This is a genomic window from Tessaracoccus pujii (assembly GCF_054483895.1).
Genome location: NZ_CM137012.1, coordinates 2810269 through 2827464 on the forward strand (window position 1 = coordinate 2810269; position 17196 = coordinate 2827464).

At 68.8% G+C, this 17196-nt stretch carries 15 protein-coding genes; 5 read left to right on the forward strand and 10 right to left on the reverse strand.

All coding sequences use genetic code 11. The annotated features are described in order from the left end of the window. Window positions 1–116: 116 nt before the first annotated feature. The gene (tal, locus tag ACX1D0_RS13350) at window positions 117–1190 is read right to left on the reverse strand and encodes a transaldolase (RefSeq protein WP_459018487.1); all 1074 of its coding nucleotides are present in this window, start codon (window positions 1188–1190) and stop codon (window positions 117–119) included. A 381-nt stretch (window positions 1191–1571) separates the two neighbouring features. Then, window positions 1572–2432 carry an NAD(P)H-binding protein gene (locus ACX1D0_RS13355; RefSeq protein ID WP_459018488.1) on the reverse strand — a complete coding sequence of 287 codons (861 nt, stop codon included), beginning with the start codon at window positions 2430–2432 and terminating at the stop codon, window positions 1572–1574. 208 nt (window positions 2433–2640) lie between these two features. On the opposite strand from ACX1D0_RS13355, the gene ACX1D0_RS13360 reads away from it, so the two are divergent. Beyond that, window positions 2641–2994 (forward strand): HNH endonuclease, encoded by a 354-nt coding sequence (locus tag ACX1D0_RS13360; RefSeq protein ID WP_459018489.1) that lies wholly within the window; start codon window positions 2641–2643, stop codon window positions 2992–2994. 271 nt (window positions 2995–3265) lie between these two features. On the opposite strand, the gene ACX1D0_RS13365 is transcribed toward ACX1D0_RS13360, so the two are convergent. Both ACX1D0_RS13365 and ACX1D0_RS13370 read right to left on the reverse strand, forming a co-directional pair. Continuing rightward, complete coding sequence (locus ACX1D0_RS13365; RefSeq protein WP_459018490.1) at window positions 3266–3766, reverse strand: flavodoxin family protein; 501 nt, start codon at window positions 3764–3766, stop codon at window positions 3266–3268. Between the two features lie 68 nt (window positions 3767–3834). Beyond that, complete coding sequence (locus tag ACX1D0_RS13370) at window positions 3835–4347, reverse strand: mycothiol transferase (protein ID WP_459018491.1); 513 nt, start codon at window positions 4345–4347, stop codon at window positions 3835–3837. Between the two features lie 196 nt (window positions 4348–4543). Between ACX1D0_RS13370 and ACX1D0_RS13375 the strand changes: the two genes are divergently transcribed. After that, window positions 4544–6985 carry a glycoside hydrolase family 3 protein gene (locus ACX1D0_RS13375; protein WP_459018492.1) on the forward strand — a complete coding sequence of 814 codons (2442 nt, stop codon included), beginning with the start codon at window positions 4544–4546 and terminating at the stop codon, window positions 6983–6985. Window positions 6986–7039: 54 nt separating this feature from the next. Here ACX1D0_RS13375 and ACX1D0_RS13380 read toward each other — a convergent pair whose 3' ends face one another. From ACX1D0_RS13380 to ACX1D0_RS13395, 4 genes are all read right to left on the reverse strand, one after another. Beyond that, window positions 7040–7834: a DUF559 domain-containing protein gene (locus tag ACX1D0_RS13380; protein WP_459018493.1), complete on the reverse strand. Its 795-nt coding sequence runs from the start codon at window positions 7832–7834 to the stop codon at window positions 7040–7042. Window positions 7835–8129: 295 nt separating this feature from the next. Further along, window positions 8130–9314 carry a S8 family peptidase gene (locus ACX1D0_RS13385; protein ID WP_459018494.1) on the reverse strand — a complete coding sequence of 395 codons (1185 nt, stop codon included), beginning with the start codon at window positions 9312–9314 and terminating at the stop codon, window positions 8130–8132. A gap of 217 nt (window positions 9315–9531) precedes the next feature. Then, entirely contained in the window at window positions 9532–10260 is a 729-nt protein-coding gene (locus tag ACX1D0_RS13390) for an FMN-binding negative transcriptional regulator (protein ID WP_459018495.1), read from the reverse strand. A 259-nt stretch (window positions 10261–10519) separates the two neighbouring features. Next, window positions 10520–11509 carry an alpha/beta hydrolase gene (locus ACX1D0_RS13395; RefSeq protein ID WP_459018496.1) on the reverse strand — a complete coding sequence of 330 codons (990 nt, stop codon included), beginning with the start codon at window positions 11507–11509 and terminating at the stop codon, window positions 10520–10522. Between the two features lie 229 nt (window positions 11510–11738). Here ACX1D0_RS13395 and ACX1D0_RS13400 point away from each other — a divergent pair, with 229 nt between their 5' ends. Together ACX1D0_RS13400 and ACX1D0_RS13405 are read left to right on the forward strand one after the other, a co-directional pair. Continuing rightward, window positions 11739–12737 (forward strand): squalene cyclase, encoded by a 999-nt coding sequence (locus ACX1D0_RS13400; RefSeq protein WP_459018497.1) that lies wholly within the window; start codon window positions 11739–11741, stop codon window positions 12735–12737. A gap of 118 nt (window positions 12738–12855) precedes the next feature. Next, on the forward strand, window positions 12856–13644 hold the full coding sequence (locus ACX1D0_RS13405) for an LppM family (lipo)protein (protein ID WP_459018498.1): 789 nt from the start codon (window positions 12856–12858) through the stop codon (window positions 13642–13644). Window positions 13645–13673: 29 nt separating this feature from the next. Here the strand turns inward: ACX1D0_RS13405 and ACX1D0_RS13410 are convergent, their stop codons facing one another. Both ACX1D0_RS13410 and ACX1D0_RS13415 read right to left on the reverse strand, forming a co-directional pair. Then, the gene (locus ACX1D0_RS13410) at window positions 13674–14390 is read right to left on the reverse strand and encodes an NYN domain-containing protein (protein ID WP_459018499.1); all 717 of its coding nucleotides are present in this window, start codon (window positions 14388–14390) and stop codon (window positions 13674–13676) included. A 220-nt stretch (window positions 14391–14610) separates the two neighbouring features. Continuing rightward, window positions 14611–15654, reverse strand: coding sequence for a LacI family DNA-binding transcriptional regulator (locus ACX1D0_RS13415; RefSeq protein ID WP_459018500.1), 1044 nt, complete (start codon window positions 15652–15654; stop codon window positions 14611–14613). Window positions 15655–15865: 211 nt separating this feature from the next. Between ACX1D0_RS13415 and ACX1D0_RS13420 the strand changes: the two genes are divergently transcribed. Then, window positions 15866–17155, forward strand: a complete 1290-nt coding sequence (locus tag ACX1D0_RS13420; RefSeq protein WP_459018501.1) for an ABC transporter substrate-binding protein — start codon at window positions 15866–15868, stop codon at window positions 17153–17155. Window positions 17156–17196: the final 41 nt, after the last annotated feature.

A 17196-nucleotide genomic window follows, 5' to 3' on the forward strand; every position in this document is an offset into this window, starting at 1 on the left:
GGGTTCAGCCGTCGCGATCATGCCGCTGTAGGTCCCGACCTGGGCGCCGGTCACGATGTTGTCGACACCGCAGCATCACAGCGCGAACGTCCCCGGGTGCCCGAGCCTGGAGTCCGTCAGGCGAGGGCGCGCCTCACCGTCTCCTGGAGCTCCTTCCAGCTGACGATGAACTTCTCGACGCCCTCGTCCTCGAGGACCTGGAACGCGTCGTCGAGGTCGACGCCGGCCTCGGCGATCTCCTTCAGGACCGCGCGACCCTGGTCCGCGGTGCCCTCCATGGGGGTGCCGACGTCGCCGTGGTCCGCGAACGCGTTGAGCGTCTTCTCGGGCATGGTGTTGACGATGTTGCCTGCCACCAGATCAGAGACGTAGAGGGTGTCGGGGTAGGAGGGGTCCTTCGTACCGGTCGACGCCCAGAGGGGGCGCTGCGGGTTGGCGCCCTTGGCCTTGAGGGCGGCGAAGCGCTCCGAGCCGAACACCTCGTCGAACGCGCCCAGCGCGACCTGCGCGTTGGCGATGGCTGCCTTGCCCTTGAGGTCCTCCTTGCCCAGCTTGGTGAGGCGGGCGTCGATCTCGGCGTCCACACGCGAGATGAAGAAGGAGGCGACGGAGTGGATCGTGGCGAGGTCGCGGCCCGCGGCGTCGGCGGTCTCCAGGCCGGTCAGGTAGGCATCCATGACCTCGCGGTACCGGTCCTCGTTGAAGATGAGGGTGACGTTGACCGAGATGCCGCGGCCGATGACCTCTGCGATCGCCGGGATGCCGGCCTTGGTGGCGGGGATCTTCACCAGGAGGTTCTCCCGGCCGACGATGTCGTAGAGCTTCTGGGCCGCGGCGACGGTGGCGTCGGTGTCGTGCGCGAGTTCCGGCGAGACCTCGATCGAGACGCGGCCGTCGAAGCCACCGGTGCGGTCGTAGATGGGCTTGAGGAGGTCCGCGGCGTCGCGGACGTCGGTGGTGGTGGCGAGCTCGATCGCCTCGTCGACGTCGGTGAGGCCCTGGAGCTGCTCGGCGTAGGAGTCGCCGTCGCTGAGGGCCGAGGCGAAGATCGTCGGGTTGGTCGTCACGCCGACCACCGACTTGGTCTCGATCAGTTCGGCGAGGTTGCCGGAGGTGAGGCGGTCGCGGGAGAGGTCGTCGAGCCAGATGGAGACACCGGCGTCGCTGAGGGCTTTGAGTCGATCGGTCATGGGAATCCTTCTCTGGAGTGGCAGCTTTCTCGAGCCTAGGCGGCCCGGCGCTCCGGGCGGTGTGGTTGCTTCTTGTTGCCCGCTTGGAGCGTTGCGCTCGCGCTGATCGTCCTGCGGGTGTGACTGGGCAGTCTGCCAGCGGGCAGGGTCGTGCCGCCCGCTGTCATTACGTACCCCAAAGATGTTGCAGTAGGTGTGCCGCACCGGGGTCTCGCTTGGGTGGAGGTTCTGGTGGCGTAGTCGCCATCAGAACCTCCACCCAATGCGCGAGGAGCTTGCCCCCGGCTCAGAGGCGAGCACAGGGGGTGTGCACTCGGCACCTTGATTCATCCGCGAAGGCGGCCTGGAGTCCTCTCCTCGCCGACGGCGAGTGAATGAGCCTCAGGCGATACCGCGCGCCCAGGAACGGACCGCGTCGTCGATGGGCGTGGTGGGCCGTCCGATCAGGCGCGACAGGTCCCCGGTGGTGACGAGGAGGGTGTCGTCGGCGGTGTTCGTGTCCAGCGTGGTGATGAACCCGATGGTGCCGTCGTCGAGCCCGGCCTCGCGGAGGATGCTGGCGTGCTCGTCGATGTTGACCTCCTTGAGGGAGACGGGCTGGCCGAGGACCTCGGCGAAGGTGTTCACGAGGTCCCGCATGGTCCAGGCGGTATCTCCGCCGAGCTCGTAGACGGCGTTGTCCTGCCCGTCGCCGATCAGCGCGGCGGCGGCGGCCTCGGCGTAGTCCGCGCGGGAAGCGCTAGACACCAGTCCGTTGCCCGCGCTGCTGACGACGACTCCGGCCTGGCGGGCCTGCTCTAGCGTGGGCTGGTAGTTCTCGTGGTACCAGCCGTTGCGCAGGAACGTATAGGTGAGGCCGCTGTCCCGCAGGAGCTGCTCGGTGGCCACGTGCTCGGGCGCGACGAGCAGGCTGGTGCTGTCCGCTCCGACCACGCTCGTGTACACGATCCGGGCCGCGCCCGCGGCCTTCGCCGCCGCGATGACGTTGCCGTGCTGGGCGATCCGCTGGCCCACCTCGCTGCCGGAGATCAGCAGCACTGTGTCGCCTTCGTTGATGACGCCGTCGGCGGGGTTGTTGTAGTCGAGGACGGCGGTGCGGACGCCTTGGGAGCGGAGCGCCGCGAGACGGTCGAGGGCTCGCCCGGTGGCGACGATGTCGTCGGCCCGGACCCCGCGGGCGAGCAGGCTCTGTACGACGAGGTTCCCGAGCTGACCGGTGGCGGCGGTGATGACGATGGACATGGTGCTCCTCGGGCTGGCGGGCTGTCGTCCCAAGGGTAGCCGCGCTATTTGATCATTCAAGTTCATGTGCTGCTGCGCGGCCCCACAGTTCCCGACGGTGCCGCGAGGCTCGTCGTCACTGCGCTCCTCACACCGGGCAGGTCCGACACATCGCGCCTTTGGAGCGGGATTGCGGCCGAACGCGAGGGTTGGGCAATAGCCTGCTGGCATGACAGCGGCGCGGACGAGGAAGCAGCGGTCCGCCCGTCGTCGGCAGCGGCGGTTGGGCAGCCAGATCCAGGACCTGACCGCGGCGCAGTGGGGTGCGATCTGTGCAGCCTGGGGAGGGTGCGCCTACTGCGGCGCCGTCGACGTGCCGCTGCAGAAGGACTGCGTGCTGCCGATCTCCCGCGGCGGCCGCTACACCCTCGACAACGTCGTGCCCGCCTGCCGCAGCTGCAACACCAGCAAGTGCAACAGCGAGGTGACGGGGTGGCTGCGGCGGAAGCGTCTCGACGAGGAGTCGTTCCTGATCCGCCAGTGGGAGATCGCCGCCGCTGTCACCGCCGGAGCTGTCGCTTAGCGGTCTCGAGGTCTCGGAAGCGTGAGTTCACAGGGGGAGCCTGCAGCGCTGAGGTTCGCCAGCCCTATGGGACAGGCTTCGAGCACTGGCGCAGGCGCCGACGGGCCGGCTGCCATGTAGGGCTGGTGCCTGGCTTCGCGCCCAGCGGCACGAATGTCAGCCGAACGCGTGCCTCGACCCGCCATGGGCGCTGGGAGGGGAAGTTCGACGGCGTGTCGTGCCCGGTGCGGGGCGGAGCAGGGTCACGTAGCTGGGGACCGCGACGGTGGGGTCAGCCGGGGATGACGTCGCGCAGGCTCTGGCCCCACCGTCGGGCGCGCTCCAGCTCGCCGTCCTTCAGCGGGCCGTACTTGCCCTGGACGATGAATCCCTCGGGCTTGGCGACGCTGCGGTAGCCCTTCGCCGCAAGCTCCTTCGCGATGGTAGGCGCGCCCTTGCCGAAGGGGCCACGGACTTCCGTGTCGAACGCAGCGAACCTCGCCGACCCCGTGGGCAAAGCGTCCATCCAGGCTCGGATGGACATCCCGCTCAGGTCGGGTGCGGGGTCCGCGGCGGGCGTGCTGGTGCTGATGTCGCCGCGCGTCCGCTCGGACGAGAGATGGAACGCGAAGACGGGCCCCCCGGCCACGATCAGGTCAGCGTCGGTCACCACCTCCGGCCCCACCTCGGCGGCCGGTAGCGCCTGGGCCCCTTCGCCCAGACCCTCCGCGACCGCGCGCGCCACCGACGCCGTGTTTCCCCACAGGGATTCGTAGACCACAACGGCCTTCATCGCCGGTCCTTTCGCTGATCCAGCGCACATAGGCTACGCCCCTTCAGTCGGCGTGCAGGTGCGCCCGGTCAGCGACCCGGGAACGGCATCCCGCACACGTAGGCGGCCTGGGCGATGTGTTGCGTGGCGTCGTCGATGATGCTCACCAGCCGCACGCCACGGGTCACATGGGGAGTCCAGTGGCGGTCCACCACATCGTCGAGGGCGGCCTCGTCGAGGGAGCGGATGTAGTCCTGGAGCGCCTCGACCGTGGCGGTCACGTACTCCACCAGCAGGCCGCCATCGTCGACGACGATGGCGCGGGCCTCGTCGTCCGAGTGACCGTAGCCCACGCCGTCGCCCACCGCGCCGAGGGCGAACCGGTCACGGAAGCCGTCGCTGGTCCATACCTCCTCGCGGCAGGACAGGTGGGTCAGCTGCACGTCGATCTCTCGGCCGCTGTGCCAGAGCAGCCATGCGATGGAGTTGGGATGCCCCCCCGGATGTTGGTTGAGGGTCTCCGGGGTGAGGCAGCCGCGGAAGTCCGCCATCGCTTCGAGAGGGCGGGAGGTGGCGTCGAGGAGGATTTCGAGGGCGTTCATGCCTCCTAGTGTCGCGCGGACGTGTGCGGATGGGCCCTCGGGGTCAAATCAGGACATCCGGTGGATGACGAGGCTGTGTCGGGGGCCCTGGCGTCGTCGAAGCGCTTCGCCTAGGATGGGGTCTCCACAGAGTGGTGATTTACGGACGGTCTACCATCCACGGACCACCACTCACCGAGCCCTCCGAGGACCCCGCATGCCACAGCAACTCTGGCGCCTCTATCACCGCGCGATGCAGCGCGTATTCAACGGCCTGTCACAGCAGTCGGCCGCCCTGGTCAACATGGACCGTGGGGTCGCCCCCCGCCTCGTCGAGTTGTCGCGCCGAGCGGCCGCCGACGGCGTGGTGCTGCTGCGCAACGAGGGCGCGGTGCTGCCGCTGGCCGGGGAAGTGGAGGTCGCGGTGTTCGGCCGCGTGCAGTGCGACTGGTTCACCGTCGGCTACGGCTCAGGTGGCGACGTGAAGCCGCCGTACCGGATCTCACTGATGGAGGCGCTGCGGGAGGCGGGCGTCGCGGTGAACGGCGAGCTCGCCACCACCTACGCGTCCTGGTCGGAGGTCAACCCGCCGGACGAGGGGTACTGGGGCCACTGGCCGCGACACTTCGACGAGATGCCGCTGGACCCGGGGCTCGTGTCGCGTGCGGCGCACACGGCTGGTGTCGCCCTTGTAGTGGTCGGGCGGGCGGCCGGCGAAGACAGGGAAAGCGTCCTGGAGAAGGGCTCATACTACCTCACCGACGCGGAGCGCGCCATGCTCGACGCCGTCGTCGCCCGCTTCGAGCGGGTGGTCGTGGTCGTCAACACCGGCAACGTGATGGACCTGGCCTGGGCCGACGACTACGGCAGCCGGCTCGCCGGCCTGATTCTCGCCTGGCAGGGCGGCATGGAGGGTAGCCGCGCGCTGACAGACGTGCTCACGGGACGGGTGTCGCCGTCCGGGCGTCTCACCGACACCATCGCCCGCCGCTACGAGGACTATCCCTCCGCCGGCAACTTCGGCCACCGCGACCACAATGTCTACGCCGAGGACGTCTTCGTCGGCTACCGCTACTTCGAGACGTTCGCCCGGGAGGCGGTGCAGTTCCCGTTCGGGTTCGGCCTGTCGTACTCCACGTTCGAGCTAGGTGCGGCCGAGTTCACGGCCGACGACGTGGTCCGGGTCTCCGTCGAGGTCCGCAACGTCGGCAACCACGCAGGACGGGAGGTGGTGCAGCTGTACGTCGAGGCTCCCGACGGCGCGCTGGGCAAGCCGGCCCGGGCACTGGTGGCGTTCGCGAAGACCGCAGTGCTGGCTCCAGGCGCCGGCGAACGCCTCGGATTGTCCGTCCCGGTGACCGCGCTGGCGAGCTTCGACGACGGCGGGGCCACCGGCCACCGCTCGGCCTGGGTGCTGGAACCGGGTTCGTACACCATATATATAGGTGCAGACGTGCGCGGCGCGGAGCCTGTTGGCGTCGTCGAGGTGCCGGAACTGTGCGTCGTGGAGCAACTGGAGGAGGCGTGCGCCGTCGACCCGGCCGCCGCGTTCCGCCGGATGGCCGTGCAGCGCACCGGCGGGGCGGCGACGGTTGGGTGGGAGGACGTGCCGGTACGCACCGTCGACCTGCGCCGTCGCATCCTCGACGGGCTGCCCGCGGAGGTTCCCGTGACCGGGGATCGGGGCATCGCGTTGGGCGAGGTGGCGGCCGGGGGAAGGACGATGGAGGAGTTCGTCGCGCAGCTCAGCGACGAGGAACTCGAAGCGCTGACGCGTGGACATGGGCGGATGAACAGCCCGCTCGGCGCGCCCGGCAACGCGGGGGTGTTCGGCGGGACTCTGGACTCGCTGCGGGCGAAGGGGGTGCCCGCGGTGACCTGCACAGACGGACCGTCGGGCATCCGGTTGAGCGCCTACGCGTCGCTGCTGCCGTCCGGCACGACACTGGCGTCCACGTGGGACCCGGCGCTGGTGAGGGAACTCGCAGCCGAGCATGGGCGCGAGATGCTGGCGAAGGGGTCCGACGTGCTCCTCAGCCCAGGGATGAACATCCACCGCGACCCTCTCTGTGGCCGCAACTTCGAGTACTTCTCCGAAGACCCACTGGTGACGGGGCGGATGGCGGTGGCTGTGGTGGGCGGCGTGCAGTCCCAGGGGGTCGCGGCGTGCCCCAAGCACTTCGCTGCGAACAACCAGGAGACCAACCGCAGCCACAACGACTCGCGCGTCTCCGAGCGCGCCCTGCGGGAGATCTACCTCAAGGGATTCGAGATGGTGGTGAAGGAGGCGCAGCCGCAGACCATCATGACCTCGTACAACAAGATCAACGGCGTGTGGGCGCATTACCACTATGAGCTGGTCACCACCATCCTGCGGGGGCAATGGGGGTACGAGGGCATGGTGATGACGGACTGGTGGATGCAGCACTCTCGCGACCCCCACTTTCCAGGCCTGTGGGACTCTGCGTACCGGGTGCGGGCCGGAGTGGACGTGCTGATGCCGGGGTCCACGGTCGACGGTATGCGCCGCGGGAAGGATCGCTCGTTGTCGAGATCGTTGGCTAAGCCCGACGGGATTGGTCGCGGGGAGATCCAAGCCGTGGCCGGGCGTGTGCTGAGGTTCGCGATGCTGTCGCGGCCGTTCCGGGGCGAACGCTGACGGGTCGAGTTTCAGTGTGGGATCCCGGACGGTCTTTCGTCCGGGATCCCACACTCACGAGACACCCGCCAGCCGACACCTCGGGCACCGTCGGCGGATGCCGCTCCAGCCCCTGCCCTGAAGTGCCCGGGCGAGTTGCGACGCGGCCTCGCAGGGCCGCGTGGTGACGTCGTGCCATCCGTATCGCAGCGTCATGTAGCCCTCGAAGGCGAGGCGATTGTCGCGCTGCATGTCGCGGAATGCCTGCTCGTGGCCGAGGCGGCCGTCCAGTTCCACCACGAGTGCGTACTCGTTCCAGACGTTGTCGGAGCGGGTGCCAACGATGACCCGTTCCTGCCGGACCGGTTCGGGCAGGTCGTGGGCGCGGATGATCTCGGTGAGGAATCGCCATTCCAGGACCGATTCGACTCCCTTGGATCCCTCGGCGCACAGGACCCTGAGGAGCCTCCTGTTCCGCAACCGAGTCCGGGCGGCAACCCCCTCGAGTACTTCCTCCGAGGTGACCTTCTCCTCCGCCAATGCCTTGGCGACCAGCGCCACGAGAGAATCCTCGTCGGCCTCCGCCGCGGCATCCAGGATCGCGTTGGTCGGGTCCGTGTGGGTCGGGTCCCCGCTGCCCTTCCTGTGACCCCGGCGGAACACCACCCGCACCGATGGGTCGTTGAGTGAGTCGATGGGGAAGCTCCTGGTGTGCCACACGGTGATCTGCTCGGGAGCCTTGGTGACCAGCCCGTCGAGGTGGGCAGCGGCCAGCCCACTGATGACCGATCCCTCCCCAGCCCTGACGAGTCCTGCCCAGCACCAGCTCGCCCAGCTGGGAGGTGTCAGGCAATACAGCCCGGATGCCATCGTCACCCACCCCGTCCGCCAGCGCTTCGATGCCCCCGGCGGGGCCTTCAGTGCGCTGAGTTGAGAGCTTGAGAGGACCCCTTCCTGGGCCGCGGCGAGTCGGAGCAGGTCTGGGGACGGGTCTTTACGTGCGTGCACGCTCCACTCTTGTCGGGGAAGCGTCAGGAATCCCGCTCCCTGACGAGGCTGTGGAGCGAGCCGATCGCAGTGTGGGATCCCGGACGAATGACCGTCCAAGATCCCACGCTGCGATCGGGGCCTGAATCTGGTGCTCTACGTCACCTCACCGGCACTGTCAGAAGGCCGGGTCGGCGTAGAGCAGCCTGTTGGGGGTGTTCCGCCCGACATGCGAGATCACGTCTCTCGTCGCGCTGTCGGTGATGGCGGCGCCCGCTGCGGACGGTGCCAGGGCTTCCCGTTGGAGCAGGCGCGCCACCGCGCCCGCGACGTGCGGGGTGGCCATGGAGGTGCCCGAGATGGTGGCCGTGGCGGAGTTCGACGCGCCGATCCACGCGGAGGTGATGGCCGACCCAGGGGCGAACAGGTCGACACAGGAGCCGTAGTTGGAGTATGAGGCCCGGGCGTCGGTGATCGTCGAGGCGGCCACCGTGATCGCGGCCTTCACCCTGGCGGGCGAGAAATTGCAGGCGTCCCTGTTGCTGTTGCCGGCCGCCACCACGACGGTCACGCCGTCGGAGATCAAGCGCCCCACAGCGGCGTCCATCGCGGTGGACTTGGCGCCGCCGAGGCTCATGTTCGCGACTGCCCTCTGGTTCGCGTGGTTGCCCACCACCCAGTCGAGCCCGGCGATGACCCCGCTCGTGGTCCCCGAGCCGGAGCAGTTCAGGACGCGGACCGGGACGATCGCCACGTCCTTGGCGACCCCGTAGGTGGTGCCGCCGACCGTGCCGGCGACGTGGGTGCCGTGACCGTTGCAGTCGGTCGGGTCGCCGTCGCCGTCGACCGCGTCGAAGCCGCCCTGGACACGAGTACCGAAGTCGATGTGGGTGGCCAGAACGCCGGTGTCGATGACATACGCCGTGACCCCGTCGCCGGTGGAGTTGAAGGTGTAGGACGTCGAGAGCGGCCTGTCCCGCTGGTCGATGCGATCGAGGCCCCAGGTGGCGTCGGTCTGGGTGACGCTGGCGGTCACCACCTGATCCTTCTCCACGAGGACGACGTTCGGGTTTCTGGTCAGGGCCGCCGCCTGCGCCTCGTTCATCGTCGCGATCATGCCGGGGTACACGTTCGTGAGGACCCGGCTCACGCCCAGACCCCGCCCTGCGCCGGTCGCGGCCTCGGCGCGCGCGTCGACGCCGTCGCGGAACTGCACGGTATAGGTGGCTTTGGCCGACGGCGCCGCCGGTTGAGCCGTCGCCGCGCCGGGCACCATGGCCAGGGGTAGGACGAGAGCGAGAACTGCGAGGGAGCGCTGCCACGCCCGTCTCCCGATGGTGACAGGATGATCGTTCGATGCCATGGCGCTCTCCCCGCTGTCCGAAGCCTGGTCCGAATGTATCCCTCGGGGCCGCTGCAAATGAGGGGCCGGACCTCCCATTTCCGACCCGGACGACGGGGGCCGGCGCCGATGCCGGGGTGCTTGCCAGCGGCACGCTGCAGGCGGTTTCGGAGCCCGGCCGTGGGTTTCCCGCCCCGACTTGTTGCCCGACGCAACAAGGTCGGCGGGTAGCCGGCTCCTAGCCGGGCGGCAGTGGGTCCACGGACGCGACGGCGTCGGCTACCCTCAGGTCGCGGTCACGCCCCCGCTCCCGCAGGCCGTCGACGACGCCCGCCCGGTCTGCGTCAGTCCGGTTGCGCGACAGCTTGAACCGCCCCACCACCTCGGTGATCTCCAGCTCGACCCCGATGATGCTCTGCAGCATCGCGGCCATGTAGTCGGCCGGCGCCTCGTCGTCGGACCAGGGCCCGCGGTGGGCGTCGGGGGAGTGGGGGGTGTCAGACAGCCGGGCGGCGTCGAGCGCCTCAGCCTGGCGCATGACCTCGTCGCGGAGGCGGTCCGGGTCGCGGTGGGTGGTGAGCCAGCCGGCGATCTGCACCTGCTCGTAGTCCCATGTGCCGACGGCCCTGCCCTCCGCACGGCCGCGCGCCGCGCCGCCGTGCTCAACGGGCTGGATGCTCGGGTACCAGCGGGGGCTGACATAGGCGTGCGCGCCCTGGATCACGACCCGGCAGGGGACGCGCGAGCCGAGAGGTAGGTCGAATTGGGCGTTGTGCGCCGACGCGTGGGCGACGAGCCGGTCGGCGTCCCAGGTGGTGGGCAGCAGGGTCGCCGACGGGGACCCATCGCCGCCCGTGATCCACAGCGCCGCACCGACCTCTGCCAGCAGGGCGCGGCACCGCTCGACGTCGTCGACCCGTTGGCTGGCCGGCACGTAGACGGAGCTGGTCGGTTGGGTGGTCTCCATGGGGGCACATCGTACTGCTCGGTTCATCGCCGCCCGCCATGAGTCGGACCGGAGGGGATCGCAGCTCATCTTCTCTCGGGCGCGGGTGCGCGGCCACGGGGTCGCGCCGCCCCGGGGGAGGGGAGCCCCCTCCGGGGGGAAGGGGTGTCGCGGGGCGAGGCGGTAGTCCACCGAGACGAGCGGGCTCTCGAGATCCATGCCCCGCAGTCGACGCATGGCGGGGCGCAGTTCCGGATCACCCGCGAGATGTCCATCGCGGTCAGCCGAGCTCGGTGAGTTCGCGTTCCAACTCCGCCAGGGCTTCGCTCGAGACCACACCCGGGCGGTACCCGAGGGCCTGCCGGATCGACGCCGAGCCGACGAACGGATCGGTCTCCATGGCGGCGGCCAGGGCGGGGGCGTGCCGGCGGAGCGCGTCTGCTGCGCGCTCGTCGGCCACGAGACGTCCGAGAGGCATGCCCAGGCTGACGCGACGGCGGTTTAGCAGCGTCTGGAAGGACTCGGCCTCGCCCTCCACTGCGAAGTCCCCGAAGACGGTGCGAAGGAAGCGCACGGAGTCAGGCAACCATCCCGCGACCGACGGCTCCACCATCGGTCCTTGTCCGCTGGCAGTCAGCGGCTTCGCGAGGCTCAGCCCGTGGGGCCCGAGCAGGTAGATGTGCGACTCGAACGGTACCCCGTGCTCGGCCAGAGCGGCCAGGAAGGCGATGGAGTTGCGAATGGGTACGACGGTGTCGTCGCTGGTGCTGAACAGGAACGTCGGCGGGGTCTGCGAGGAGACGTGGCTGGGCACGTCGAGGAGTTCCTTGCCCACCGGCGGGCCGAACTCCTCGAGCGTCACCGGGTAGCCGGCCACCAGCGCGTCGGGCTTCTCCTCAGCCGCCGTCGCGAGGCTCGCCGCGAGGTGCCCGCCGGCGGAGAACCCGACGACTGCAACCTTCGCCGGGTCGATGTGCAACTCGGCCGCGTGCTCCCGGATCCAGCCCAGCGCGGCCTTAGCGTCGTCGAACGACATATCGAACGGCGACTCGGCGCCCACGGCGTAGCGGAGCACGAACGCGTTGAACCCCTCGGCGAGGTAGGCCAGCGCCACGGGCTCGGCCTCGCGATCCGACGTCATGAAGTAGCCGCCGCCCGGGAGGACGAGGACGGCGGGTCGTGTCGCGGCGGTGGCGAGCTCGGCGCTGGGCTCCTGGACGTAGCAGGTGAGGGGGGCGTCGTGTCCGACAGTCTGGGTGAAGATCTGCATGGCCCCATTCTTGCGGCACGCCCGAGTGCTGAGGAGCCGGGCCCATCCTGCGGGGTCGGTGCCGTGCCACGGCCGGCTGAGGAGCGGCTTGCCCGTCTTTCGGCGACTCTCGCGTCGCCTCCCCCCGGGCACGACACGCCGCAGGAGTGCCCGCTCGTGGCGGTCCTCGTCGTCGAGGTTTGTACTCGACGGCGTGTCGTGCCCGGGAGGGGCGCCTAGGCTCTGTGCCATGAGGCACGACTCGGAACTCATCGGCTGGCTGCTCGACACCGACCCTGCTCTGCGCTGGCAGGTGCAGCGCGACCTCGTCGGGGAGCCCGAGGACGTCTGGCAGGCAACCCGCGCGCAGATGGCCGGCACCGGGATGGCCGCGCGGCTCCTCGCGCTCCAGGACGACGACGGCCAGTGGGCCGGTGGCGCCTACTTCCCGACGCGGGCCGATCCGCGGGCGGTGAACCACGACGACGACGACGAGGGCCAGCCCTACACCGCCACCACCTGGACGCTGAACACCCTGCGCGAGTGGGGCCTGGATGCCTCCGCGCTGGCGGGGACGGCCGAGAAGCTGGCCGCCAACAGCCGGTGGGAATACGACGACCTTCCCTACTGGGGCGGTGAGGTCGACTGTTGCATCAACGCGTTCACCCTTGCCAACGGCGCATGGCTGGGCGCGGACGTCAGCGGTCTGGCCGAGTGGTTCCTCGAGCATCAGTTGGACGACGGGGGATGGAACTGTGAGTGGGTGGAGGGGTCGGGGCGGTCGTCGTTCCATTCCACGCTCAATTCGTTGCGCGGCATGCTGTGGTACGAGCGGGCCGTGGGTGGGCACGACGCGCTCAAGGCAGCCAGGCAGCGCGCGCATGAGTACCTGCTCGAGCGGCGGCTGATGTACCGGCTGAGCACCGGCGAACGGGTGGGGGACTGGGTGGGTTACCTCGCGTACCCGCTGCGCTGGGTCTACAGCGTCCTCAACGTGCTCGACTATCTCCGCCAGGCCTCGGTGTACGACGGGGTGTCACCGGACCCACGCGCCGCCGAAGCGGTCGAGGTGGTCAGGGCGGCGCGCAAGGACGACGGACGCTGGCTCCAGGGAGGGCGCTACAAGGGGCAGGTGTGGTTCGAGATCGACGTGCCGAAGGGTCAACCGTCGCCCTGGCTGACCTTCTACGCGACGCGGATGCTCCACTGGTGGGACGGGGAGGCAGCCGCCACGACTCTTCCGGATTGATCCTGGGGATAACCCGAAAGGCCTGGGCGAATGGTCCGGGGCCGGGTCTAACGTCGGAACCATGACATCACCTGGGGGGCGCGCACCTGCGCTGGTACTTCTTCCGCTACTTCTGTTGATGAGCGGATGCATCAAGTTCGACACGGACATCCAGATCTCCGGCAGCACGGTTGACATGACCATGTTGATCGCCATGCAGGACGAGTACGCGGACTCGATCGGCGAGGAGTGCGCCCCCGTGGTGGAGGCGGGACGCACCGTCACGCCCTACAACGAGGACGGCTTCATCGGCTGCATCCACGAGATGAAGGGGGTGCCTCTGGCGGAGTTGGCCGACGCTGGCCCGGATCTCAGCATCGTCCACGAGGACGGGCAGTACACGTTCACGATGGCCATGTCTGAGCTCGGTGACGGCTCAACCGATGACGCCCAGATGACGGCGGCCTTGTTCACGGACTTCAGGGTCGCGGTGGAATTCCCGGCCGAAGTCACTTCCCACAACGGCTCGAGCACCGTCGATGGCACCACTGTGACCTGGACCAACGCGATGGACCTGGCCTCCGACGAGGGCCTCAGGGCCACCAGCAGGGAGCCGAACCCTGTGCTCGCGCTGTTGCCATGGATCGGGGCCGGGCTGTTGGTGGCGGCGGGCGTGGTCATCGGGTTGTTGCTGCTCTGGAACCGTGCCCGGACGCCTCAGCCGGTCATCACTCCGGCCGAAGCCTGGACCACTCAGCCACCAGCCCCGGCGGGTGGCGCTGTCGGAACGCAGTACGGCCAGTGGTCCGCGGGAACCCCCTCGGCGGGGCAGCCGACGCCTCACCAGCACCCGCGGGATGAGCTCTACCCGAACGGCCCAGTCGTCCAGGGCCAGGAACCGGGCAACCCCTGGGGCCCTACTCCCTGACGCCGCCGTCGGCCGTATGGGCCACCTGCCTATTTGGGCTGGACCAGAACCTCGTTCGGCTTTGACTGGGTCACGTACCCGGGGTGCGCGGCGAACAGGTCCTTCAGCTTGGCGAAGCCCCACGTGCGTGAGTCGAAGTCCGACGCGAGGCGCGATAGGTTGCTGCCCACCACGCCGAGGTTGGCCCAGTTGTCGTCGCCGGCGGCGGCGTCGACGGCCTCCGCCAGTAGCTTGTCCAGGAACGCGTCGGTGGTCAGCTTGTGGGCGGTGACCGTCGCCGGCTTGACGGACGGCGCCACCGTCGTCAGGTTCTCGACGTAGATGAAGGTGTCGCAGGCGGCGACGAAGGGCTTCGGCGTCTTGCGCTCCCCGAACCCGTAGACCAGGCGGCCGTCCTCGCGGATTCGGGCTGCCAGCCGGGTGAAGTCGCTGTCGCTGGAGACCAGGCAGAAACCGTCGAGGTTGCCCGCGTGGAGGAGATCCATGGCATCGATGATGAGCGAGCTGTCGGTGGCGTTCTTGCCCGTGGTGTAGCTGAACTGCTGGATGGGCTGGATGGAGTGCTGCAGCAACTCGGTCTTCCACGACGTCAGCTGGGTTGAGGTCCAGTCGCCGTAGGCGCGCCGGACGGAGGCCCGGCCGTACTTCGCCACTTCCACGAGCAGTTGATCGATGTGCTGCGCGCGCGCGTTGTCGGCGTCGATCAGCACGGCCAGGCGCGCCTCGCGGGGGGTTTCATTCGTCATCTCTGTCCCAACAGTTCCGCCGGAGCTCGGGGCCGTGGTCGGCCACTCCAGACGTTGACGAGCCTAGCGCTCCATGGAACGCGGGCCGCTGGCCCACGCGTCGGGGCCGTTTCTCCGTGCACGAAAGTGCGGCAAAGTCCCCCCTCGGCGCCACCTGGGGCCTCCGGGTGTGCTTCCGTCGGCGTGTCGTGCCCGGATGGGGGCGGGGCGGACGACGTGGTCAGCCCGGCGGTGGGCCCGTGGTGCCGCGGATGAGCAACTCTGTGGGCACGATCACCCGGTCATGCCGCGCCATCGAGACGCCGCGAGAGCGGATCTGCGCCACTACCAGCTTCACCAACTCGCGTCCGATCCGCTGGAAGTCGTGCCGCACCGTCGTCAGCGGTGGGTAGGAGAATTCGCTCAGCGCGATCGCGTCGAAGCCCACCACCGACACGTCCTCGGGGACCCGCCGCCCCGCCTCGTGGAGGGCGCGTAGCAGCCCGAACGCCATCTCGTCGTTGGCCACGAACACCGCCGTGACATCCGGGTCTGCTGCGATCCTGTGCCCGAGCTCGTAGCCCGAACGGGGAGTCCAGTCGCCGATCCAGGGCTCGGGAGTTGGCCGACCAGCCGACTCCAGGGTGCGTTGCCATGCCCCACGGCGCATGAGCGCGGGCTCTGAATCCTCGGGGCCGGCCAGGTGGTGGACGGTCCGGTGACCCAGCTGGAGGAGGTGGCGGGTGGCGTCCCGGGAGCCCTGCAACTGGTCGCCCATGACGGCCGGATAGTGTCCGACCAGACGCGAGTCCGACACAGCAACCGGCATGCCCGCGGGCAACGTGAGGGTCTCCGGGGTGGCCTCCTCCGCGCGGATGATGACCAGCCCGTCGATGGCCTGGTTCGAGATCCGGCGGGCGGCGCTCTCCCAGTCCTGGGCTTCCGCGGACTCCGTCTCGATGCTCAGGAGCGTCACCGTGTAGCCCTCGTCGTCGGCGGCCCGCACCACCGCGCCGGTGGTGAGCACCTCTCCCGTCCGCTCGTAGCGGTGGGCGAGCAGGCCGATGGTCCCGAAGGAGCCGTTGCGCAGCGCCCTGGCCGCCCGGTTAGGTGTGTAACCGAGCTGGGCCATGGCCGCCAGCACCTTGGCCTTCGTCTCCGGACGGACCGGATCCGCGCCGGTGGAGACTCGGGAGACCGTCTGGGCGGAGACGCCAGCCAGCCGCGCCACGTCCTCGATGGACGGGCCGGTCTTGCGTCGTCCTCGACCCGAGACGGTACCCATGGGCCGGAGTCTAGCTGGCCTCCAATGTTGACGTCACCAGGAGTGAGCGATTGCCAACAAAAGGCCCCGCGGAATGTTATCGGACCGTTATGGTCGGTCGGTGGCGCGATGATCGCGCGCGTGATACGTTTACGTAAACATTCTTGCCAACGCCGGCGGGATGCCCACTGGTCACACAACGGTGTCGGCCACAACGGACTAAGGAAGTCACATGAAATCGTGGAAGAAGCTCGCGGCCATGGCCGTCGTGGTGCCGCTGGCTCTCACCGCCTGCGGCTCAGGCAACACAGGCTCGGAGGCCCCTGAGGGCGACGGCAAGCTGACCGTCTGGACCTGGGACCCTGCCTTCAACATCTATGCGATGAACGAGGCCGCGAAGATCTACCAGGAGGAGAATCCCGACGTGGAGGTCGAGGTCATCGAGACCCCCTGGGATGACCTGCAGACCAAGCTCACCACCTTGGCGCAGTCGCAGGAGACCGGCGAACTGCCGGACATCTTCCTGATGCAGAACAACGCGTTCCAGAAGAACGTCATCAACTACCCGGACCTGTTCGCTGACTTCGAGGACGCGGACATCGACTTCTCCGAGTTCCCGGAGGGCGTGGTGGCCTACTCCACCGTCGACGACGTCAACTACGGCGTGCCGTTCGACAACGGCACCGCCATCAGCGCGCTGCGCACCGACGTCCTCGAGGAGGCCGGCTACACCCTCGATGACTTCACCGACATCACGTGGAGCGAGTTCATCACCAAGGGTGAGGATGTCCTGGCCAAGACCGGAAAGCCGCTCGCCTCCGGCATGGCCGGCTCGGCGGACCTGATCATGATGATGCTGCAGAGCGCGGACGCCAGCCTGTTCGACGATGAGGGCAAGCCCACCATCGTCGGCAACGAGGCCCTCATCGAGTCGATCGAGACGTACAAGGCCCTGGTGGACTCCGGTGTCTTCGTCGAGGTCAACTCGTGGGATGAGTTCATCGGCACCTTCGTGAACTCCAACGTGGCAGGAGTCATGCAGGGCGTGTGGATCCTCGGTTCCATCCAGTCCGCCGCGGACCAGAGCGGCAAGTGGGGCATCACCAACCTGCCCAAGCTCGACAACATCGACGGCGCCACCCACTACACGGCCAACGGCGGGTCCTCCTGGGCCATCAGCGCCAATGCCGACAAGGAGCTGGCTGCGGACTTCCTGGCCAAGACCTTCGCCGGCTCGAGCGAGCTGTACGACACGATCCTCCCCTCGTCCGGCGCACTGGCCAACTGGCTGCCGGCTGCGGACAGCGACGTGTACGGCGAGCCGCAGGAATTCTTCGGCGGCGAGCCCATCTTCACGAAGGTCCTGGAGTACTCGGCAGAGGTGCCCAGCAACAACACGGGTGTCTACTACTACGAGGGCCGTGACTCCGTGAGCGCCGCGGTCACCAAGATCATCGGTGGCACCGACATCGACACCGCGCTCGAAGAGGCCCAGAAGGCCGTCGAATTCGCGATGCAGTGATTTCCTGACTAGTCAGCGTGGTGGGGGCCGGCGTGCCGGCC